We start from the raw sequence: 21,974 nt of genomic DNA on the forward strand, positions 1-21,974 counted from the left end.
GGATGTCTCCTCACTTATTTCTTGGCGGCCGGGCTTTGGTGTCGGGCACGTGCGGCCGAACATCGGCAAACCTCGTCACGGGCCGGAAGCGTATCTGGGCATTGACCGGGATCTGCCCGGCGAGATCGAGATGATATTCGGCGACCGTGCCGATGACCGGGTAACCGCCGGTCAACGGATGGTCCGCAAGGAAAAGCACCGGCTGGCCGCTATGCGGCACCTGGATCGCGCCGGTTGCGGTTCCCTCGCTCGGCAGCTCCGTCTTGTCCTTACGCTCGATGGCGATGTCGCCGGAAAGACGGATACCGACACGGTTGGACTGCGGGGTCACCTGCCAGAGTTGACCCGAGAAACTGGTGATGGCGGCCTCGGTGAACCAGTCGCTGCGCGGTCCCATGATCACGTCGAGCGTCACGATCTCGCCGGAAGCCGGAAACGCGAAGGCCGGCGCTTCGGAAAGCGATACGCTGCCGAGAGACTGCGTCGCCGTTTGCAGTGTCAAGATCGTCCCTGCCGTGACCGGGTCCGGGCCGATGAAGGCAAGCGTATCGGTCGAGGCGCTGCCGAGCACCGGCTCGACAGTGAGACCGCCGCGGATCGACAAATAGCTTCGCATGCCGCGCGGCGCATGGCCGAGCGTCACCACATCGCCGGGCTCCAGCGAGATGGGCCGATAGGTTTCGGCGGCAATGGTGCGCCCTGAGGCATCGCGGATCGATATCGGACAGGGCGCGCCGGTCAGTGCCATCACCGTCCGGCCCGACGCCTCGAAAGAAAATCCGCCGAGGGTGATTTCGAGGCACGGGGTGCCGGCAGCATTGCCGACCACACGGTTGGCCGCCTTGAGTGCCCGTCGATCGAGCGCGCCTGAGGAGGACACGCCCTGGCCGGTCTTGCCGAAGCGGCCGAGATCCTGAAACAGTGCCGGCATGGGTGCGGCCAGGACCTTTAGTGTGACAGCCCCGCCGGAGACCTCGGCCGGGCCCGCATCTGCGACCTTCGTCGCCAGAGTGGAAATCGCAACCGTCCGCTTTTCGAGATCGAAGAAGCGCACCCGGTAGCCGGGCTGGAACAAGGCCGGCGGATCGCGCGACAGGTCCCACATTTTTTCCAACGTCGTGCCGATGATCTGCCAGCCGCCGGGACTTGCCTGCGGATAGACGCCGGAAAAGGCGCCAGCAAGAGCGACCGATCCCGCCGGAATCCGAGTCCGCGGGCTTTGGCGCCGCGGCACATGCAGCGCGGGATCACCACCGACAAGATAACCGAAACCGGGGGCAAAGCCGCAGAAGGCGACGGTGAAGGTGCTCTCGGTGTGACGACGGATGACCTCTTCGACTGACAGACCGGTCAGTTGCGCCACATCGGCAAGGTCTTCGCCGTCATAGTGAACCGGGATTTCGACGAGCTGGTCGGACGGCGCGATGCGGGCCGAAAGGTCGCGGGTGGCGATCTCGCCGGCAAGCCGTTCCGCGGTGAGCCTTTCTGCGCGAAAGCCGATCATCAGCGTGCGTGCGGCCGGCACTATCTCTTCGATGCCCTCCACCGGATCGGTTTCGAGCGAAGCAAACAGCGCCAGCGTCTGGTCGAGATCGTCGAGTTCGACCAGAAGGGTCGTCAGGTTGACGGGCAGGAAGCGCATCGGATCCTCAGGCGTGATAGGCGGTGTCGGGAATGTCGGTGATGAACATATGCCCCGGCGCATGGGTGATGGCAAAGGGCACGCCGGATGCCATCACGGCGGCCTGCGGGGTCACGCCGCAGGCCCAGAACACCGGGATTTCACCAGGCTCGATACGCACCGGCTCGCCGAATTCCGGCTTCGACAGGTCTCGGATGCCGATTTCTTCCGGCGCGCCGATATGGACAGGTGCGCCGTGCACCGCCGGGAAGCGACCGGAGATGGTCGCGGCATCGGCGACGCGGCTCGCCTTGATCGGCCTCATCGATACGACCAGGTTGCCGCGCAGCCGGCCTGCCGGGCGGCAGGCGCGGTTGGTCAGATACATCGGAACGTTCGACTTGTCGGTGATATGCCGGATCTCGATGCCCGCCTCGGCCATCGACGTTTCGAAGGTGAAGCTGCATCCGATGAGGAAGCTGACGAGGTCGGGGCGTTCCGCCCAGGCCGTCGTCGCATCCGCGATTTCCTCGGCGAGCTTGCCGTCGCGCCAGATGCGATAGAGCGGCAGATCCGTGCGAAGATCGGCCCCCGGAGCCAGAAGCGTCATGTGCGAGCCGGGATCGGAAACGTCGAGCAATGGGCAGGCCTTCGGATTGCGCTGCGCAAAGAGCAGGAAATCGAAGGCCCAGTCGCGCGGCAGGACGATCATGTTTGCCTGGGTAAATCCCGGCGCCACACCCGACGTCGGCTCGGCATTACCGGCCCGATAGCGCCGGCGCGCGAGGCGCGCCGCTTCGGCATCGATGTGACCAAGGTTCTCAATCGCAATCATGGTTTCCTCCAAATGTTTGCTCACGCCGCCAGGAACGAGCGAACGGTGATCCCGTCGGTCTCAAAGGCCTGACGAATCGCCTGGGCGATCGCGACCGCACCGGGGCTGTCGCCATGGACGCAGATCGACTGAGCATCGACCTTGATGGTCGAGCCGTCGATCGCTTCGATCGTACCCTCGTGAGCAAGTTGCAGCATGCGACGGGCGATCACGGTTGTGTCGTGCAGAACCGCGCCCGGTTCACGACGCGAAACGAGTTCCCCGCCGGCCGTATAGGCGCGGTCGGCGAAGGCCTCGGCCACGGTCTTGAGGCCGGATTTGTGCGCGAGTTTGAGGATGGGTGCTCCGGCCAGGCCCATTAGAACCAGGTCCGGATCGATCGCCTTGATGCCGTCGATCACCGCCTGGCCCTGTATTGGATCGTGGGCAATGCGGTTGTAGAGCGCGCCGTGCGGCTTAACGTAGCCGACTACGACGCCCGCAGCAGCGGCGACGCCTTTCAGCGCGCCGATCTGATAAATGACGTCGGCGGTCAGTTCCGGGCTGGTGACGCCCATGTCGCGCCGTCCGAAGCCGACTCGGTCGGGATAGGAAACATGGGCTCCGACCGAAACGCCCCTTTCAGCGGCGGCTTTGACAGTCTTCAGAATGCCGAGCGGATCGCCGGCATGGAAGCCGCAGGCGATATTGGCGCTGGAGACGATGGCCAGCATAGCCGCGTCGTCGCCCATGCCCCAGGCGCCGTAGCTTTCGCCGAGATCGCTGTTCAGATCGATGGCAGTCATGTCAGATCTCCCTGTGAATCACGAACGATGTAGGCCGGGCTGTCCGGAACCGAAAGCGTGATTGATTCAAAAAGTCAGAGCGGGGCCCGGGCGCAAAGGCGCCCGCGCCCTCCTCGTCCCGCGTTACGCGGCAAGCAGCGCGAAGATCGGGCCGATCGACTTGTAGCCCATGTACCAGGTCAGTGCGCAGACCAGTACGCCGAGCACCAGCAGCCAACGCGGATACCGATAGCCTCCCATCAGGTCGGACCGGGCCCAGGCCGCATAGATGAAGATCGACAGGCCGATCGGCAGAATCAGGCCGTTCAGCCCCCCGACGAAGACCAGCATCTGTGCCGGCGGCGTGGTGATGATCACGTAGAAGAACAGCGACACGGCAATGAAGATGACAGTCGCGATGCTGCGGGCCCGTTCGGTGATGTCTCTCTTGAAAATCGTGACGAACGAGACCGACGTGTAAGCGGCACCGATGACTGAGGTGATCGCAGCAGCCCAGAAGATGACGCCGAAGATGCGCAGGCCAATGTTGCCAGTGGCGGCCTGGAAAGCCTGGGCAGCCGGATTCGCACCCGCGCCGGAAACATCGATGACGGCTCCGCCCGCAACCACGCCGAGGACGGCCAGGAAAAGCACGTAGCGCATGAGGCCGGTGACAGCGATGCCCGTCAGCGCTGCACGGTTGACCGCACCGAGATTCTCGATGCCGACCGTGCCCTTGTCGAGCAGTCGGTGGGCGCCGGAATAGGTGATATAGCCCCCGACCGTGCCGCCGACGATGGTGGTGATGGTAGCGAAATCGATGGTGGACGGCAGAAAGGTCTGGAACAGCGCGTCGCCAACCGGCGGCGCCGATGCGAAGGCAACATAGACCGTCAAGGCGATCATCAGGATACCGGCCAGGACAATGAAGCGATCGATCGCCATGCCGGCACGCTTCGACAGGAAGATGCCGATCGAAAGCAGCGCGCTGATCGCCCCGCCAAGCTTCGGATCAAGGCCGATCATCGCATTGATGCCGAGGCCTGTGCCGCCGATGTTGCCGATGTTGAAGAATAATCCGCCGACGATGACGAGAATTGCGAGCAGATAGCCGGAGCCCGGGAGGGCGGCGTTGGCGAGGTCGGAAGCCCGCATCTTCGTCAGCGTGACGATCCGCCAGATATTCAGCTGAACGACGAAATCGATCAGGATAGAGGCGAGGATCGCGAAGGCGAAGGCCGCACAGAGTTTTGTTGTGAACGTCGCCGTCTGGGTGATGAAGCCCGGACCGATGGCAGACGTGGCCATCAGGAAGATGGCCGCCACGAGCGCAGCGCGGCGCGACTTGGCCGACATCCGCGCCGGCGCAACGGTTGTCATTGAAATTGCTGACTGTTCCATGAACCCCTCCTTATGTGCAGGCCGACGCCGAGATCTCGGCGGGCTGCCTAGGTTTGTTGACAGCATCACGGTGACACGTTTTACAATTCTGTCAAGATTGTTCAACGATTTTGCTGTATCGTTCTACCAAATAACCGCAATTCGGCCGCAACAAACGCACTTGGACCAGGTGTCCTTTATTGTTGCAAGTTCCGGCCACATCCGAAGTGGCTCTTGCCTCCTTTCGTGCATCAACGATAAGGAACGGGTTGCGGGGGCTTTCACTTTCTGTCTGCCCGAGGGGCCATGTACGGCGTCTGGCGTTGCCCCAGTCCGCGTGGTCAAGCCACTCCTCTTATGGCTCCCGGAGATGCAAACCGCTATACCGGTGCGCAAGGGCGCGGAGGTTTCACTCGTGTCTGTGCATTAGGGGATTTGATGGTCGAACAAAATATCACATCGGCGCTCGCGCCGCGCCTGGCGGAGGAAATCCGCGACAAACTGATTGCTGGCGAATTGAAGCCGGGCCAGCGCCTTTCCGAGACAGCGCTAAGTGCCGGTCTGGATGTGTCGCGCAACTCTTTGCGTGAGGCATTCCGGCTTCTGACAAAAGAAGGGCTCTTGCGGCACGAGCCCAATCGCGGCGTTTTTGTCGCCACACCCAGTATGGCCTCGATCATCGACATCTATCGCGTGCGCCGTGTGATCGAATGCCAGGCGCTCGCCAAGGCGTATCCCAACCATCCGGCGGTGGCACGAATGCGCGCGGCAGTCACGCGTGCCAAGCTCGCGCGCGAGGCCAAGGATTGGGGTATGGTCGGCAGTGAGAACATGGTCTTTCACGCGGCGATCGTAGATCTCGCCGACAGTCACCGTCTGAACACCTTCTATGCGCAGATCGCCGCAGAGCTGCGCCTCAGCTTCGGCCTGCTCTCCGATCCCGAGCTGTTGCACGCTCCCTACGTCGATCTTAATGCGGCAATCCTTGAAAAGCTTGAGGCAGGGATGACGGCCGAAGCCTCCGCGGCACTTGAGGCGTATCTGATGCAGTCCGAGCGCACTGTTCTGGCCGCTTTCTCGCGAATTGGCGGCGCCAAATGAATTGCACGCTCGGCCGCGCGTTTCGATGCCGCTTAAAGGACGATTCGTCTCTGGTTGCGACAATAGCCCCGCGGCGCATGGCCATCGGTGGCGGATGGATTTCAACAGGTCCGCGGCCATAGGCTGCCGATCCCGCCCTCGCCCATCCTACGTCCGGCTGATCGAAACCCCACCATCGGCGAGCATCGCCGTCCCCGTCACGAAGCTCGACAGATCAGACGCAAGGAAGAGCGCCGCATTGGCGATCTCTTCCGGCTGCGCCATGCGCTTCAGCGCATGCAGCCCCTCGACGAAGGCGAGCAGTTCCTCGGTCGCGTCAGGCGCGTTGGTGATGCTGGCCGGCGTGTCAGTGCCGCCGGGCAGCAGGGCGTTGACGCGGATGTTCCGCCGGCCGAGTTCGGCGGCGAGCACCTGAACGAAGCCGATCAACCCCGCCTTGCTCGCCGCATAGGCGGCCATGCCCGGCATGCCGGCGGTGTGGCCGACGAAGGTGGAGGTGAAGATCAGCGATCCGCCGCCTTTTCCCATCGCTGCCGACTGGTATTTGGCGCCGACGAAGGCCGCGGTGAGATTGGTCTCGATCGTCTCGCGCCAGCCCTCCGGCGACAGTTCCGCCACCGGCCCCATCTCGCCGAGAATGCCGGCATTGTTGAAACCGATGTCGAGTCCGCCGAAGCGGGAGACAGCCGTTTCACTAAGCCTGGCCTGCAGCCCCTCGTCCCTGATGTCGCCCGATATTGCGACGGCCTGCCCACCCTCCGCCTCGATTTCGGCGACGACGGCGTCGAGCGCCTCTTGTCGCCTTCCGGTGACCACGAGCTTGGCGCCCTCCCGTGCAAAGAGTTTCGCCGCGGCGCGGCCAATGCCGGAGCTTGCGCCGGTGATGATCGCGACCTTGTCGTTCAGAAGTCTCATGTCCGTTTCTCCTCAATTGTCGAGGCATCCGGAATCTCAAACATCGGGCGATGCAGCCACCCGTTTCCCGCGCGGACAAACGAAAACCGCCGACAGCCGATGCTTTCGGCCAACGATCAGCCCCTCGCAGCAGCGGACAAAAGCCTCGACGCCGCATCGGAATATCGAAATTCGCGTTGCAAAACGCCGCCTTGCCGGACTTTCCACATACGCAGCTGCCGCAGCGTCAGCGCCATTGTGCGCTGCACCATCGATTTATCCAGCGTGTGACATTCATCCGATTCCCTTGATTGTTCTTCCCGATTAAGAAGGGACGCACACGTAAGGGAATCTCTTCATGCCGCGGTCACGCAATACTGAGGGCGCCATCTATATGAGCATGGCGATGGCCGGGTTTTCCGCGAGCGACGCTCTCTCCAAATCGGTGATCGCCTCCATGAACGCCGGCGAAATCATGTGCCTGCGCGGCCTCTTCACCAGCTTGCTCGTCTATCTGATCGCCTGGAAAATGGGCGCTCTGCGCTCCTGGCGCGTCGTGCTGAAGCCGATCATCATCCTCCGCATCGTCTGCGAGATGTTCTCCGCCGTCACTTATATCACCGCGCTCGGCATGATGCCGATCGCCAATGCCTCGGCGATCCTGCAGTCGCTGCCGCTGGTCGTCACCTTCGGCGCTGCGCTTTTCTTCAATGAGCCCGTCGGCTGGCGGCGCTGGTCGGCGATCCTTGTCGGCCTGGTCGGCGTGATGATCATCATTCGCCCAGGTCCGGAAGGATTCACCGCTGCCGCCCTGCTCTGCGTCGGCGCGGTGCTGACGACGGCCGGCCGCGATCTCGCCACCCGCTCGATCGATCCGGAGATTCCCTCGCTGATGATCACCGTCATCACCGCCATCTCCATCTCCTTTTTCGGCGCTTTGCTCATCCCGGTGCTCGGCGGCTGGCAACCGGTCAGCGCCACGTCGCTCGGTCATCTTCTGCTTGCCTCGGTGCTTGTGCTCGTTGGCTACCAGTCGGTCATCCTCGCCATGCGCACCGGCGAAATTTCCTTCGTCGCGCCGTTTCGCTATACGAGCCTCATCTTTTCCTCGCTGCTCGGCTTCTTCTTCTTTGCCGAAGTGCCTGACAGCTGGATGCTTGTGGGTGCTGCGATCGTCATCGCTTCTGGCCTCTATACGTTCTATCGTGAAGCCAAGCGCCGCGTGCCGCCGATCGCGCAGGAATCTGCGCCGCGCTCACCGGTTTGAGGTAGGATTATGACTGAATTCTCGCTCGGCAGATCCGATATAGCAGGCGTCGTGCTGGCCGGCGGCCGCTCGCAGCGAATGGGCAGCGACAAGGCGGGCGCAATGCTCGGGGCCGAAAGCCTGCTCCGACATGTCCTGACCCGCCTCTCGCAGCAAGTCCTCTCTGTTGCCGTCAATGCCGATGCCACCGCCGAGGATGTGCCTGCAGTCCCCGACCATTTTCCCGGCAAGGCCGGGCCATTGGCCGGCATCCATGCGGCGATGGTCTATGCTGCCGGCCTTCCCGGGATCACCCATGTCGTCACCGTCTCGGTGGATTGCCCGTTCTTCCCGGCCGATCTCGTCGCCCGGCTGGCGGCAGCGCTCGAGCGCCCGTCGCAGATCGCCATCGCCGCCTCCGAGGGCCGCAGCCATCCCGTCTTTGGGCTCTGGCCGGCGATACTCGCCGCCGACCTCGAAGCCTGGATCGTCACCGACGAAAAGCGCCGCGTGCGTGACTTCCTGTCACGGCATGACGTTACGGAAGTATCATTTCCGCTGCATCCGACCCGCGCCAGCCTGCTCGATCCTTTCTTCAACATCAACACGCCGGATGATCTCGTCGAAGCCGAACGCTGGTTGGAGGCCCTTCGCGCATGACCGCACCCAAAATCTTCGGCATCGCCGGCTGGAAGAACTCGGGCAAGACGGGGCTCGCCGTCCGGCTGGTGACGGAATTCACCCGCCGTGGCTACCGGATCTCGACGATCAAGCATGCCCATCATGATTTCGATATCGACAAGGTCGGCGCCGACAGCTACCGCCACCGCGAGGCCGGCGCCCATGAGGTCACCATCGTCTCCGGCACCCGCTACGCCATCATGCATGAGCTGCGCGGCGCGCCCGAACCGGAATTCGAGGAGATCCTTGCGCGTCTTGCGCCCTGCGATCTCGTGCTGATCGAAGGCTACAAGCGCGAGCCGATCCCGAAGATCGAGGCCCGCCGGCTGGAAGCCGCCAATCGCCAGCCGCTGGCGTCGAGCGATCCCCATATCTGCGCCATCGCCGCCGATCACGCCGTTACGGATACAGCCCTGCCGGTCTTCGATCTAGACGACACAGGCGCCATCGCCGATTTCATCGCCGGCACCGTTGGCCTTGGACAGGCGAAGCTTTGAACCACCTGCGTCGCCGCCGGATCTAAGAAGCGGAGCCGTTTCGCTTGCCATCGCCTTGGCGATTTCCTTGGCGAGTTGAGACTGATCATAGGGCTTTGCCAATCTCGGAAGATCTATATCGGTGCCGGCAGGAAGATCGGCGTAACCTGTCGCCAGCACGATCGGCAACGCCGGATGAATGTCCCGTGCGGCCCGGGCAAGCTGTGCGCCGGTCATACCAGGCATCGAATAGTCGGTTATGACAAGGTCGAAATGCTGACCGCTGCTGATCAGTTCCAGCGCCTGCGCGCCGGAGTTTGCTTCGACGACCTCGTGGCCAAGATCTTCAAGCATGTCGACCGAACTCATGGCGATCAAAGCATCGTCATCGACGAGCAGGATCTTAAGTCTGGATGCAGCTTGGGGAACGGGCAGTTCGGCTTCGATCGCCCGCTCGGGGCGCCGTTCGGTCGCCGGAAGCCACAATTCAGCGGTCGTTCCGACTCCAAGTTCGCTTGTCAGCCGAAGTGCGCCATTCAGCTGAACGGAAAGTCCGTGGATCATCGATAAGCCGAGGCCCGTGCCTTTTCCGAGTTCCTTGGTCGAGAAAAACGGATCTATTGCCTTCTTCAGCGTCTCCGCGTCCATGCCGGTGCCGCTGTCGGCCACCGCCAACACCAGATAGGCGCCCTTGTCGAGAATGCCGTCATCGCCGGCCACCTGCGCATCACGCAGCGATATGGACAGCGTCCCGCCATCCGGCATCGCATCGCGGGCATTGACCGCAAGATTGAGTAGCGCCAATTCCAGCTGGTTCGCATCGACCAGCGCCGGCGGCAGCGTCGCCGGCAGGTTGGTTTCGATGCTGATCGAGGGTCCGACCGAACGCCGCAACAGGTCGTTCATGCCGGAGACCAGCTCGGCCAGATCGACGGGCTTGACCTGCAGATCCTGCTGTCTGGCAAAAGCCAGCAGCCGCTGCGTCAGCGCCGCCCCGCGCCGCGCGCCCTGAATCGCCCCGTCGACCAGACGCGTCGCCTTGCCATCTCCGGCAACATGCTTGCCGAGCAACTCCAGATTTCCGAGAACGACCATCAGCAGATTGTTGAAATCGTGTGCGACGCCGCCGGTCAGTTGGCCGATCGCCTCCATCTTCTGCGATTGGCGAAGCTGCTCCTCGGCTCTTTCACGCTGGGCGACTTCCTCGAGCAGAGTCTGGTGAGCGGCGTTGACCTCTTTGGTCCGTTCCCTCACACGCTCTTCGAGGTTCTCATTGAGCCGTTTCAGATTTTCCTCGATGGTCTTGCGGACGGTGGTATCGGAGCAGACGCCGACGAGTTTCCTGGCGGAACCATATCTGTCGGAATAGAGCTGCGCGTGGACCTCGGTCCAATGCAGCGATCCATCCGGCCAGATCGTCCTGTGCTCGATCGAATAGTCGCGTCCAGTATCGATCGTCTGGCGCAGGCGTGCCAGCACACTATCCCGGTCGTCGGGGTGGATGCTTGCGATCAGATCGTCGCGCGTGACATCGTCATCCGGCCCTCGGCCGAAGACCGCTTTGCAGGTCGCCGAAGCAGACAGGGCCATCGAGGACAGCTCCAGCTCCCACGCCCCGAGACGACCGGCGGCAAGCGCCGTCTGCAACCGTCGTTCTCCCTCGCCCAGAGCCTCGAGCCGGGCTCGCGCTTCATATTGGCGCAGGCGCCCCTTCAATGCGGTCCGGGCAACGCTGATGAAGGAGGTCGCATGGAACGGCCTTTCCAGGAATGTGACGTTGCCAAGAACCTCGGAAAGCCTGGCAGCGGCGGGATTTCGCTCAGGTCCTCCACCGCGTTGAGTGAGGACGATGAACGGCAGGTCCGACCAGCTCGGTTGGGCCGAAACCCAAGCGGCAATCGGCTTGAGATCGCTTGAGCGAACGGCCTCTTCCGTCAGCACGCCAAGCGCAATGTCATCGCTGAGCAATGACGCGAACATAGGCAGGTCAGTGGCAGCAATCGATGCCAATCCGGCCTCATCGACCAACGATCTCGCCACCCAGGCATCGCGACCGGCAGGCGTGTAGATCAATGCTTTCGGTTTGCCGGAATTAGGAATTGCCGCTATCCCCGCCATCGGTCGCGAGGAGCGGCGTTGAGGTCGTGACAAATTCGGGAACGCCGCGAAGCACGCCCTGGAACCCCACGAGAGGATCACCTAACCTCAGGCCGGAACCGTCGATACGATATTCCCGGATGGTATCCTCGTGAAAGCCGGTCCTCTTCTTGATCACCGAGACCGCACGCCGCACCTTTCCCGCAGCCTCGAAGTAGCGCAGCAGAATGACGGTGTCGGCGAGATAGGTGACGTCGACGGGCGCCTTCATATCACCGACCAAGCCGTGCTGGGCAACGGTGAGGAAGGTGTTGGCGCCTTGCCTGTTCAAATATTGCAGCAACTCATGCATATGAAGAATTAACGAATTCTCATCCGGCATCGAAGCCTGATAACCGTTGATACTGTCGATGATGACGGTTTTCGCATCCGACTTGTCGACGCAATTGCGCACGCGGTGGGCGAATTCGCCCGGCGACAGTTCGGCGGCATCGAGCTGTTCGATGTGAATATAGCCCGCGTTTCGCATGGCTTCGAGATCCATTCCGAGCGCCTTCAGCCGCGTGAAGAGCAGGCCCAGCTCCTCGTCAAAAATGAAGGCCGCCACTTTCTCGCCGCGCGCAACCGCAGCCATCAGGAATTGAAACGAAAACGTGCTTTTGCCGGTGCCGGCAGGACCAAGGATGAGCGTACTGGAACCTCGCTCAAGGCCACCTCCTAAAAGAAGGTCCAGTTCTGGAATATTGCAGGAAATCTGATCACGGGCGTAATTCGACCTGTGTTCGGCGGCGACGAGCCGCGGAAAGACGATAACGCCACCAGTCTGGATGATGAAATCGTGATAGCCGCCGCGGAAGGCCTGTCCGCGATATTTTATGACCCTCAGACGTCGGCGTTCGGAGCCGTAGCTCGGTGCCATCTCTTCGAGATGGATGACGCCGTGCACGACGCTGTGCACTGTCTTGTCGAGCACCTCGGACGTCAGATCATCGAGCAGAAGCACTGTCGCGCCTTGTCGGGCAAAATAATGTTTGAGCGCCAGGATCTGGCGGCGGTAGCGCAGTGAACTTTGCGCGAGCAACCTTATCTCCGACAGACTATCGAGAACCACGCGACGTGGCTTAATCCGCTCGAAAGCGGCAAAGATTTCCTTTGTCGTCTCTCCGAGTTCAAGATCCGACGAATAAAGCAGGCTCTGCTGCTGGTCGGCATCCAGCAGGCTTTCCGGAGGCACGACCTCGAAGACCTCGATATTGCCATCGATCACCATGCCGTGAGATGCGGCACCGGCCCGAAGTTCGCTCTCGGTTTCCGAAAGGGTGATGTAGAGCCCCTGCTCGCCGAGCCGTGCACCTTCGATCAGGAACTGCAGCGCAATCGTCGTTTTGCCAGCTCCCGGATTTCCCTCCAGGAGGAAAACGTGCCCCGGCGAAAGCCCCCCGGCCAGAACTGTATCCAAACCGGACACGCCGGTCCGGGCTTTCGTGGCAGGTGCCGCAGTATTCATTCACTGTTTCCTTCAATTTCAAGTGTGAATTAGCGGCGAACGAAGGAATGTCAAATCACTGGCAGGCATGATTTCGCTTCCGCCAAGAGCCGATCACCAGTGGTTCGGATATATGCCTGTCCGGGCGGTGCGAAACGGCGAGCGCTTATGCTCGATAGCGAAGTGCATCGACGACGAGGGCAAATGCCGGCGACGTATGCCGGCGGCTCGGATAGTAGAGATGGTAGCCGGAAAACGGCGGGCACCAATCCTCGAGGACGCGCACCAGTCGTCCATCGGCCAGATGCGCCTCGACCAAGTTCTCCGGCATGTATGCCAGCCCCAGACCTGCCAGTACTGCGTTCAGCCGCAGCGCTATATTGTTGAAAACCAATTGCCCTTCGACCCGAACTCTGAGCTCGCGCCCGTCCTTTTCGAACTCCCATGCATAAACGCTGCCATAGGTCGGCAGGCGCAGATTGATGCAATTGTGATCTGTAAGGTCCTGCGGCGTCAGCGCCTTCGGCCTGGTGTCGAAATAGGCGGGAGCGCCGACTACGGCCATGCGCATGTCGGGGCCGATGCGCACCGCAATCATGTCCTTCGCTACCTGTTCTCCAAGCCGCACCCCTGCATCGTAGCGCTCCGCGACGATGTCGGTCAGACCGTAGTCGACGATGATTTCGACATTGATATCGGGATATTCAGGCAGGAGCTTTGCCAAGGCGGGCCAAAGGACGGCATTGGCCGCATGCTCGCCCGCATTGATGCGAATGGTGCCTGCCGGCTTCTCCCGAAACGCGCTTAAGGCGGCCAGCTCGCTCTCGATCTCGTCGAGGCGCGGCCCGATGGAGACGAGCAGGCGTTCGCCGGCCTCTGTCGGCGCGACGCTGCGGGTCGTGCGTGTCAGCAATCGCAGTCCAAGTCGCTCCTCGAGCCCGCGGATGGTGTGGCTGAGTGCCGATTGCGACACACCCAGCTTACCCGCCGCCTTTGTGAAGCTCTGTGCGCGTGCAACGGCGAGGAAGGCGATGAGGTCGTTGACGGCGGGGCGCGGCATTTATGAAACTTTCTCATGGGTTCTTGCCGTTTATACCATCTAATCGCGATCAGGCGCACGCCCTAAATACCTTTTCACTCGAGTGGACATGTCCACCCCGACATCGAAAGCCCGACATCGAAAGGAAGACAAGAATGGATATCAAGCGAAGCGGTTCGCAACCTTCGGCAAACGGACCAGCCGATTGGTTTACCGGCAGCGTGCGTGTCGACCCGCTGTTTGCCGTGACCAGCCCCGCACGTGCGGCCGGCGCCAGCGTCACCTTCGAGCCCGGAGCCCGCACCGCCTGGCACACCCATCCGCTCGGCCAGACGCTGATCGTCACGTCGGGTTGCGGTCGCGTGCAGCGCGAGGGCGGCCCCGTCGAGAAGATCCGCGCCGGCGACGTCGTCTGGTTCGCCCCGGGTGAACGCCATTGGCACGGCGCATCGCCGACGACGGCGATGACCCATATCGCCATCCAGGAACAGCTCGATGGCAAGGTTGTCGACTGGCTGGAGCATGTCACCGACACGCAATACCAAGGTTAGAAAAGGAAACTTCTATGCAGAAACGTGAGCTTGGAAAGAGCGGACTTCATGTCTCGGCCATCGGTCTCGGCTGCATGGGGCTGAGTTACGGTTATGGCCCGGCGACAGGTATTCAGGAAGCGACAGCACTAATCCAGCGGGCATTCGAACGCGGCGTGAACCTCTTCGACACGGCCGAGGCCTATGGCCCCTACAAGAACGAAGAGCTTCTGGGAGAGGCGCTTGCCCCCTTTCGCAACGAGGTGGTGATCGCCACAAAATTCGGTTTTAACTTCGATGCCAATGGTGGCCAGAGCGGCATGAACAGCCGCCCGGAACAGATCCGCGCGGTGGCCCACCAGGCGCTGAAGCGCTTGAAGACCGATGTCATCGATCTGTTCTACCAGCATCGCGTCGATCCGGATGTTCCGATCGAGGACGTCGCCGGCACGGTCAAGGCGTTGATCGCGGAAGGCAAGGTCCGGCATTTCGGACTCTCCGAAGCCGGCGCCCAGACGATCCGGCGCGCCCATGCCGTCCAGCCTGTGACGGCGCTGCAGAGCGAATATTCGCTCTGGTGGCGCGAGCCCGAGCAAGAGATCCTGCCGGTGCTGGAGGAACTCGGAATCGGCTTCGTGCCGTTTAGTCCGCTCGGCAAGGGCTTCCTCACCGGCGCGATCAGCGAAACCACAACCTTCGACAGCAAGGACTTTCGCAACATCGTTCCGCGGTTTTCGGCAGACGCGCGAAAGGCCAACCAGGTGCTCGTCGATCTCCTCGCAGAGATCGCTGCGCACAAGAAGGTCACCCCGGCCCAGGTGGCGCTCGCCTGGCTGCTGGCGCAGAAACCCTGGATCGTACCGATCCCCGGCACCACCAAACTGCATCGGCTTGACGAGAACATCGCAGCCGCCGAGGTCGAACTTACTGTTGAGGATCTCGGCAATATTGAAAGCGCGCTCGCCACCATCAAGGTGAAAGGCGATCGTTATCCCGCGCATCTGCAGGCAAGGGTCAACCGCTGAGAACAGAAGCGGCCGCCATCGTTTGCGGCCGCTTCTTCATCGCGTCATCGTCTCGGCGCCGGCGCGTTCTCCTGGAAAGCCGGGATTGTCTCGAGCCTGCCGACAATCTCGGCAATACTGGGCCACCGGGCGAGATCGAAGCCCATGCGTCGGGCGCTGATCGCCTGCGGGAAGAGAAAGATATCGGCAACGCCAGGCCGGTCGCCGACGGCGAAGGCGCCCGGCCTCCGGCCGGCAATCATCGTCTCCACAGCCGCCATTCCCTCGCCGACCCAATGGCGGCTCCAGCCGGCGATGGCATCGGCATTGGCCTGGAAGGTCGTTTTGAGATGCAGCCCGATCCGCGGCGGCAGCAGCGCATGGATCTCGGCGGCGATCGCCAGGGCGATCGACCGCGCCAGCGCCCGGCCCTCCGCTGTGTCGGGCAGCAGGGCCGGTTGCGGCTGGACCTCGTCGAGATATTCGACGATCGCCAGCGACTGGGTGATGAGAACGCCATCATCCGTCAGCAAGGCCGGCACCAGCCCTTGCGGATTGACGCTGCGATATCCGGCCTGCCGGCTCTCGGCCTCTTCGCCGAGAATGGAGATCGGCAGCACCTCGGCCGTCAGCCCCTTAAGGGCGAGCGCGATCCGAACTCTTGAGGTCGCCGAGGAAATTTCGTTCTGATAGAGTTTCACTGTCTTTCTCCCTGATGGCCTGAAGAGGAAACCGTGGACGCCGCCGTCACAAGGCCGGCGAGCGGCGAAGGCTCCCGCGAACTTACGTCGTAGATGCAGGGCGCGGCGAAGACCGTCGCGCCCAGAATGCAGATGATCATCAATCGCATCAAAACCTCCATCGGCGAGGCCGATCGGTCGCTATCCGTCAGACAACGATCAATTCGACATGGATATTGCCGCGCGTGGCCTTCGAATAGGGGCAGGTCCGGTGCGCCTCATCCACCAGCGCCTTCGCGACATCCGCTTCGATGCCAGGCAAGCTGACATTGAGGCGGGCTTGCAGGAAATACCCGCCGTCGGTCGATCCGAGATCGACCTCGGCATTCACCGCGGTCTCCGCCGGAAGCCCGACCTTCAGCTTGCCTGCGGCTATGCCGATTGCGCCGATGAAGCAGGCCGACCAGCCGGCGGCGAAAAGCTGTTCGGGATTGGTGCCCGGCCGCGCGCTGCCGGGCGGCGAGAGCTTGATATTTAGCTCTCCGTCATCGCTCTGCGAAGCGCCGTCGCGCCCACCGGTGGTGCGGGTCTTGCCGGTATAAAGAACCTTGTCGATCTTGGTCATGGAAACACTCCTTGTCTCGGTCGCTACTCGCGATCGGATCGCCTCAGGCGATCGGGTTGAACGGAGTGAGGTTTGACCGACTGTTATATCCGGCATGTTTCCGAAATCGGCCGAAATGTCACAAAACGTAGCATCCGGCATCCAGGACATTATCCCATACAAACCGCCGGAAATTTTTCCGGCAGGCCAGCATCACCGAAGGGTGACTTCCGCCGCCAGCCCGCCGCCGGCGCGATTGTAGAGCCGGAGCGATCCGCCGATCTTGGCCGTCAGTTGTTGGGCGATCGCAAGACCAAGACCCGTGCCGCCCGTCTCCCGGTTGCGGGATTGCTCCAGCCGGAAGAACGGCTGCATGGCGGCTTCGAGCATGTCTTCAGGAATTCCAGGCCCCCGATCCATCACGGTGATGACGACATTGTTTTCCGCATTGTGCTCGACGCTGATTTCGGCAGCACCCGCAAACTTCAACGCATTGTCGATGAAATTCGACAGGATGCGGCGAAGGGCATGCGGCTTGGTCAAGGCGGCGCCCTGAACCAGCCCGACGACGGTCACCGCCTTTCCGGTGTCCTGATAGTCATAGGATATGCTGTCGATGAACGAGGCGAGATCGATGCGGGCATTCTTCTCGCCGCTGCCGTGGGCGCTGCGCGCATAGGCTATACCGTCCTGGACGAGGCGCTGAATCTCGCCGAGATCATGCACCAGCTTTTCCTTTTCGGGTGAATCCTCCGCCATATCGGCGCGCAGCCGCATGCGGGTGATCGGCGTCTGCAGATCGTGCGAGATGGCCGCCAGTATCTGCACGCGCTCTTCGAGGTAATGGGCGATCCGCTCCCGCATCGCATTGAATGCCCTCACCGCATGCGCGACCTCGCTCGGACCGGCCTCGGTCAAAGCAGGACCGTCCTTGTTGGGGTCGAGGGCATCGGCCGCGGCCGCAAGCGCACCCAGCGGCCGGATCGCCTGGCGAACCGCGAACCAGGTGCAGAGGATGAGCAGCAGCATCTGGATGACGAAGACATAGGGCAGCCATCCGGCGATCGGCATGACGCCCTTCGGCGTGACGTCGATCGTCAGCGGGCTTCCGTCGCTCAGCGTCAGATGCGCCTGCAATCGGTTCACCGCACCCGGAATCCGTTCGATGCTGATAGGAAAGCGATGCCCGATCGCCTCCTCGATCTTGCCCGATATCTCGGCCCCTTTGCTTGACGTGTCGGGCACGCCGGGAAGTCCGGGCCCGAGCACGAAGCGGTAATTGCCGCGGCTCAGCCGATCGAGGAGATCGCCGCGCTCGCCCGGCGGAAGCCGGTCGAGAACGGCGATAGACGTTGCGACATCATTCTCCAGCGTGCCGAGCATCACCGCCTTGGCCGACATGGTGCGCTCCATATAGAGCACGCTGAAGGACAGCCCGTAGGCAAGGGCGAGACCGATCAAAAGGATCAAGAAGATTCGCGACCGCAACGTCCTCGGCCAGATCAAACCCGAGAACCATGGGATCGCCCTCATTGGCGCAGCTCCGTGATTTCGACCGGAACGGAAAATACATAGCCTTCGCTGCGCACCGTCTTGATGTAGGTCGGTTCTCGCGCATCGTCGCCCAGCCGCTGCCGCAGGCGGCTGACCAGGAGATCGATCGAACGATCGAAGAGATCGGCATCGCGGCCCTGCGTCAGGCTCAGAAGCTGGTCGCGATTGAGAACCCGCTGCGGATGATCGATGAAGACGCGAAGCAGCCGGTACTCGGCGCCGCTGAGTGCGATCGCAGTCCCCTCCTTGTCGAGAAGATGCCGGGCGACCGTGTCGACCCGCCAGTCGCCGAAGCTCAGCAACTGCCCGGCCTCGCTGATCTGCAGGTTGGGCGGCAGCATGCGCGTGCGCCGCAGCACCGCCTTGATGCGGGCGAGCAGCTCGCGCGCGGCAAAGGGCTTGGCGAGATAGTCGTCGGCGCCCATTTCCAATCCGAGGATCCGGTCCATCTCGTCGGTGCGGGCCGTCAGCATCAGGATCGGGATCGCCTTGTGCCGGCCGGCGCGCAGTTCGCGGCACAGCACCAGCCCGTCGTCGCCCGGCATCATCACGTCGAGCACGATCAGGTCGACGGCGTTGGCTTCGAGAAAGTTGCGCATCTGGCGCCCGTCCGCAGCAGTGCTGGTCCTCAGGCCATTCTTCTGCAGATAGCCCGAAACCAGCTCGCGGATTTCGCGATCGTCGTCGACGACCAGGATGTGATCGACATGATCCATATGTTCCTGTTCCCTTACCGATAGAAGCGGCCGCGCCCTCCTCCTCGATATCGAGGCGGCTGACGCGACCTACGCATATTCCGCCGGCCCAAGCAACGAGGCTCTGCGGCCGGCCTCATCGATCAGAAGCGGTCCACGTCGATGACCGCCTGCGCAAAGGCCTGCGGCGCTTCCTGCGGCAGGTTGTGGCCGATGCCGCCGCTAATCGTCCGATGCTCGTATCGGCCGGAGAATTTTCCGGCATAGGCCGAGGGCTCCGGATGCGGCGCACCGTTTGCATCCCCCTCCATGGTGATCGTCGGCACGGAGATCATCGGCAATGCGGCGAGCGTCTTCTCATAGGCATCGTATTTCGCCTCGCCTTCGGCAAGCCCCAGGCGCCAGCGATAATTGTGAATGACGATCGCGACATGGTCGGGATTGTCGAAGGCGGCCGCCGACCTGTCGAAAGTCGCATCGTCGAAATTCCACTTCGGCGAAGCCGTCTGCCAGATGAGCTTTGCGAAATCATGGGTATTGCTCTCGTAACCCAGGCGCCCGCGTTCGGTTGCAAAATAGAACTGATACCACCAGGCCAGCTCAGCCTTCGGCGGCAGCGGTTTCAAATTGGCCTCCTGGCTGCCGATCAGATAGCCGCTCACCGAGACCATCGCCTTGCAGCGTTCCGGCCACAATGCCGCCATAATGTTTGCCGTCCGCCCGCCCCAGTCATAACCGGCAACGACCGCCTTTTCGATATCGAGCGCATCCATGAGCGCAATCATATCGGCAGCCAGCGCCGACGGCTGGCCATTGCGCGCCGTTGCCTGGTCCAGAAACCGGGTCGTGCCGTAACCGCGCAGATAAGGCACGATCACCCTGTAGCCCGCCGAGGCCAGCAGCGGCGCGACATCGACGAAACTGTAGATGTCATAGGGCCACCCGTGCAGCAGCAGCACAACCGGGCCATCCGCGCTGCCCGCCTCGGCATAACCAATATCGAGCACCCCGGCATTCACCCGCTTCAGCGCTTCGAAAGACGTATTGGTTCCGGCCTTCACGGCCGGCAGCGCCGACTGAGCAACGGCCGTGCCGGCCACGCCGAATTCGACGGCCGCAAGGGCGATTGCCGTCATGCCGAAGAAGCGGCGGCGGTGATGGTTGATTTGCTCTGACATCGGTCTCTCCTGTCGAATGAATCACGTCCTCAAAAGACGTTCCACTTGTATCAGCGATATGTCATGAGCAATCATTATTGAATGCTGATGTAGCTTCCGGCCGCCGGGATACATTCCGATACAATCGCGCCGTTTTCACCGCTGGCGGTTGCTGCGACCCCGGTTTGTGTCGCTCTGTATCGCGATCTCCCATCAGCAACACTTCGGTACATTTTCCCGCGAAGTCGGACACATCCGGGATACGTCGACCCGGCCATATCCCCGTCGTTGCTGGTTCAGGCCCATCGCCGTCCAGAGCCCGATCAATCGGTTTCAAAGGAAACGATGATGACACTTCTGATCATTGCCTATCTCGGAGGCGCGCTGACGATCCTCAGCCCGTGTATCCTGCCGATCCTCCCCTTCGTCTTCGCCCGTGCCGGGCAGCCCTTCGTCAAGAGCACGCTGCCGATGCTGGCGGGGATGGCCGCCACCTTCGCGCTGGTCGCCACGCTGGCCGCGGTCGGCGGCAGCTGGGCCATCCGCGCCAATGAATATGGCCGCCTCGCCGCTATCGTCCTGCTGGCGCTCTTCGGAGCCAGCCTGCTGTCGCCGCGCTTCGCCAGCACCCTTGCCCGGCCGATCGTCGATCTCGGCAACAATCTCCTGAACGCCAACGGCGGTGGACGCGCCGCGCCGACGGTCAAGAGCGCCCTCATCCTGGGCGTCGCCACCGGCCTGCTCTGGGCGCCCTGCGCCGGGCCGATCCTCGGCCTTGTTCTCACAGGCGCCGCCCTGCAGGGCGCCAACCTGCAGACCACCTTCCTGCTGGCCGCCTATGCCGCCGGTGCCGCGTCTTCGCTCGCGGTCGCCCTGCTTGTCGGCGGCAGGATATTCGCCGCCATGAAACGCTCGCTCGGCTTCGGCGACCGGATTCGCCAAGGTCTCGGTGCTGCGGTACTCGCTGGCGTTGCCGTCATCGCCCTCGGCCTCGACACCAGTCTGCTATCGCGGCTTTCCTATGCGAGCACCGCCTCGCTGGAGCAGGCCGTGCTCGACAGGCTGCATGCCAAGCCCGCCGGCGCCTCCGCCGAGGTCGCCAGCAACGACGTGCTGATCGCAGACGCGAAAAAGCCCTTCCGCAGCGATCTGCCCGTCGAAGGTTATGCGCCCTCGCTCGACGGCGCCGTCGAATGGCTGAACTCCAAGCCGCTGACCACCGAGCAGCTGCGGGGCAAAGTGGTGCTCGTCGACTTCTGGACCTATTCCTGCATCAACTGCATTCGCACGATCCCCTATGTCAAAGCCTGGGCGGAAAAATACGCCGATCAGGGCCTCGTGGTGATCGGCGTCCACGCCCCGGAATTTGCCTTCGAGAAGAAGCTCGACAACGTCAAGAAGGCGCTCAGTGACTTCGAGATCGGCTATCCGGTCGCGATCGACAATGACTACAAAATCTGGCGCGCCTTCGAAAACAGCTACTGGCCGGCCGGCTATCTCATCGATGCCGAGGGCCAGATCCGCTACCACCATTTCGGCGAAGGCAATTATGGCAGGACCGAAAAAGCCATTCAGGACCTGCTGCGCGAAGCCGGCGGCCAGATGACGTCAAGTACGGCGGTCGCACCGGATGCCAAGGGCGTGGAAGCCGGTCCGGACCTTGGCAATATCCGCTCCGGCGAAACCTATCTCGGCTACGAACAGGCAGCGAATTTTGCCTCGCCCGAGGGACTGCAGGCCGACGCGCCGCAGAATTATTCGATCGCCGAACCCGGCCTCAACGGCTGGGGCCTGTCCGGAACCTGGACTGTCGGCAAGGATGAGGCGAGGCTTGATGAGGCCGGCGGCGGCATCACGTATCGCTTTAGCGCCCGCGACCTGCATCTTGTCCTGGGGCCTGGCGCCGACGGCAAACCGATCCGCTTCCAGGTGACGGTCGATGGCAAGGCGCCGGGGCCGGACCACGGCTCGGACATCGGTGCCGACGGCAACGGCACGGTGACGGCGACCAGGCTTTACCAGCTGGTGCGCCAGTCCGGCACGGTCGGCGCCCGCAACTTCCAGATCCGCTTCCTCGATCCCGGAGTGCAGGCCTACGCCTTCACTTTCGGCTGACCTGCAGACTGATCA

The 21,974-nt window shown here is 62.4% G+C and carries 21 protein-coding genes; 7 read left to right on the forward strand and 14 right to left on the reverse strand.

Going from position 1 to position 21,974, the window contains the following annotated elements:
• Window positions 1-10 precede the first annotated feature (10 nt).
• From K6N12_RS22505 to K6N12_RS22520, 4 genes are all read right to left on the reverse strand, one after another.
• Window positions 11-1,642: a 5-oxoprolinase subunit B/C family protein gene (locus K6N12_RS22505; protein WP_131711029.1), complete on the reverse strand. Its 1,632-nt coding sequence runs from the start codon at window positions 1,640-1,642 to the stop codon at window positions 11-13.
• A 7-nt stretch (window positions 1,643-1,649) separates the two neighbouring features.
• Complete coding sequence (locus K6N12_RS22510; protein ID WP_097628525.1) at window positions 1,650-2,456, reverse strand: putative hydro-lyase; 807 nt, start codon at window positions 2,454-2,456, stop codon at window positions 1,650-1,652.
• A 20-nt stretch (window positions 2,457-2,476) separates the two neighbouring features.
• Window positions 2,477-3,241: a LamB/YcsF family protein gene (locus K6N12_RS22515; protein ID WP_097628524.1), complete on the reverse strand. Its 765-nt coding sequence runs from the start codon at window positions 3,239-3,241 to the stop codon at window positions 2,477-2,479.
• Between the two features lie 123 nt (window positions 3,242-3,364).
• Entirely contained in the window at window positions 3,365-4,621 is a 1,257-nt protein-coding gene (locus K6N12_RS22520; protein ID WP_222148974.1) for an NRAMP family divalent metal transporter, read from the reverse strand.
• A gap of 417 nt (window positions 4,622-5,038) precedes the next feature.
• Between K6N12_RS22520 and K6N12_RS22525 the strand changes: the two genes are divergently transcribed.
• Window positions 5,039-5,701 (forward strand): GntR family transcriptional regulator, encoded by a 663-nt coding sequence (locus K6N12_RS22525; protein WP_097628522.1) that lies wholly within the window; start codon window positions 5,039-5,041, stop codon window positions 5,699-5,701.
• A 147-nt stretch (window positions 5,702-5,848) separates the two neighbouring features.
• Here K6N12_RS22525 and K6N12_RS22530 read toward each other — a convergent pair whose 3' ends face one another.
• Window positions 5,849-6,616, reverse strand: coding sequence for an SDR family oxidoreductase (locus tag K6N12_RS22530; protein WP_097628521.1), 768 nt, complete (start codon window positions 6,614-6,616; stop codon window positions 5,849-5,851).
• A 337-nt stretch (window positions 6,617-6,953) separates the two neighbouring features.
• Here K6N12_RS22530 and K6N12_RS22535 point away from each other — a divergent pair, with 337 nt between their 5' ends.
• The 3 genes from K6N12_RS22535 to mobB are packed head-to-tail and all read left to right on the forward strand — an operon-like array spanning window position 6,954 to window position 9,019.
• Complete coding sequence (locus K6N12_RS22535) at window positions 6,954-7,862, forward strand: DMT family transporter (RefSeq protein ID WP_097628520.1); 909 nt, start codon at window positions 6,954-6,956, stop codon at window positions 7,860-7,862.
• Between the two features lie 9 nt (window positions 7,863-7,871).
• A complete protein-coding gene (gene mobA, locus K6N12_RS22540; protein WP_097628650.1) occupies window positions 7,872-8,501 on the forward strand; it encodes a molybdenum cofactor guanylyltransferase MobA in 630 nt (209 codons plus the stop codon).
• A complete protein-coding gene (mobB, locus tag K6N12_RS22545) occupies window positions 8,498-9,019 on the forward strand; it encodes a molybdopterin-guanine dinucleotide biosynthesis protein B (RefSeq protein WP_097628519.1) in 522 nt (173 codons plus the stop codon). Before mobA ends, mobB begins: the two co-directional genes overlap by 4 nt.
• Here the strand turns inward: mobB and K6N12_RS22550 are convergent.
• From K6N12_RS22550 to K6N12_RS22560, 3 genes are all read right to left on the reverse strand, one after another.
• Window positions 8,951-11,116, reverse strand: coding sequence for an ATP-binding protein (locus tag K6N12_RS22550; RefSeq protein ID WP_131711030.1), 2,166 nt, complete (start codon window positions 11,114-11,116; stop codon window positions 8,951-8,953). The two genes, mobB and K6N12_RS22550, sit on opposite strands and share 69 nt — an antisense overlap.
• Window positions 11,091-12,602, reverse strand: coding sequence for an ATPase domain-containing protein (locus tag K6N12_RS22555; RefSeq protein WP_097628517.1), 1,512 nt, complete (start codon window positions 12,600-12,602; stop codon window positions 11,091-11,093). The genes K6N12_RS22550 and K6N12_RS22555 overlap by 26 nt, the downstream gene beginning before the upstream one ends.
• A gap of 145 nt (window positions 12,603-12,747) precedes the next feature.
• Complete coding sequence (locus K6N12_RS22560; protein WP_097628516.1) at window positions 12,748-13,641, reverse strand: LysR family transcriptional regulator; 894 nt, start codon at window positions 13,639-13,641, stop codon at window positions 12,748-12,750.
• A 134-nt stretch (window positions 13,642-13,775) separates the two neighbouring features.
• Between K6N12_RS22560 and K6N12_RS22565 the strand changes: the two genes are divergently transcribed.
• Entirely contained in the window at window positions 13,776-14,171 is a 396-nt protein-coding gene (locus K6N12_RS22565) for a (R)-mandelonitrile lyase (protein WP_097628515.1), read from the forward strand.
• A gap of 14 nt (window positions 14,172-14,185) precedes the next feature.
• Window positions 14,186-15,175, forward strand: a complete 990-nt coding sequence (locus tag K6N12_RS22570; RefSeq protein WP_131711031.1) for an aldo/keto reductase — start codon at window positions 14,186-14,188, stop codon at window positions 15,173-15,175.
• A 44-nt stretch (window positions 15,176-15,219) separates the two neighbouring features.
• Here the strand turns inward: K6N12_RS22570 and maiA are convergent, their stop codons facing one another.
• The 6 genes from maiA to K6N12_RS22600 all read right to left on the reverse strand — a co-directional run bounded on the left by maiA (window position 15,220) and on the right by K6N12_RS22600 (window position 19,865).
• A complete protein-coding gene (gene maiA / locus K6N12_RS22575) occupies window positions 15,220-15,855 on the reverse strand; it encodes a maleylacetoacetate isomerase (protein ID WP_131711032.1) in 636 nt (211 codons plus the stop codon).
• Window positions 15,852-16,004 (reverse strand): hypothetical protein, encoded by a 153-nt coding sequence (locus K6N12_RS22580; protein ID WP_165503901.1) that lies wholly within the window; start codon window positions 16,002-16,004, stop codon window positions 15,852-15,854. The genes maiA and K6N12_RS22580 overlap by 4 nt, the downstream gene beginning before the upstream one ends.
• Window positions 16,005-16,042: 38 nt before the next feature.
• Window positions 16,043-16,459 (reverse strand): organic hydroperoxide resistance protein, encoded by a 417-nt coding sequence (locus K6N12_RS22585; protein ID WP_131711033.1) that lies wholly within the window; start codon window positions 16,457-16,459, stop codon window positions 16,043-16,045.
• 192 nt (window positions 16,460-16,651) lie between these two features.
• The gene (locus K6N12_RS22590) at window positions 16,652-17,971 is read right to left on the reverse strand and encodes an ATP-binding protein (protein WP_131711034.1); all 1,320 of its coding nucleotides are present in this window, start codon (window positions 17,969-17,971) and stop codon (window positions 16,652-16,654) included.
• Window positions 17,968-18,708, reverse strand: a complete 741-nt coding sequence (locus K6N12_RS22595; RefSeq protein ID WP_097628510.1) for a response regulator — start codon at window positions 18,706-18,708, stop codon at window positions 17,968-17,970. The genes K6N12_RS22590 and K6N12_RS22595 overlap by 4 nt, the downstream gene beginning before the upstream one ends.
• 122 nt (window positions 18,709-18,830) lie before the next feature.
• Window positions 18,831-19,865 (reverse strand): alpha/beta fold hydrolase, encoded by a 1,035-nt coding sequence (locus K6N12_RS22600; protein ID WP_097628509.1) that lies wholly within the window; start codon window positions 19,863-19,865, stop codon window positions 18,831-18,833.
• 327 nt (window positions 19,866-20,192) lie between these two features.
• On the opposite strand from K6N12_RS22600, the gene K6N12_RS22605 reads away from it, so the two are divergent.
• Window positions 20,193-21,959 (forward strand): cytochrome c biogenesis protein DipZ, encoded by a 1,767-nt coding sequence (locus K6N12_RS22605; protein ID WP_097628508.1) that lies wholly within the window; start codon window positions 20,193-20,195, stop codon window positions 21,957-21,959.
• Window positions 21,960-21,974: the final 15 nt, after the last annotated feature.

The organism is Rhizobium redzepovicii (assembly GCF_019793435.1).
GTDB lineage: Bacteria > Pseudomonadota > Alphaproteobacteria > Rhizobiales > Rhizobiaceae > Rhizobium > Rhizobium redzepovicii.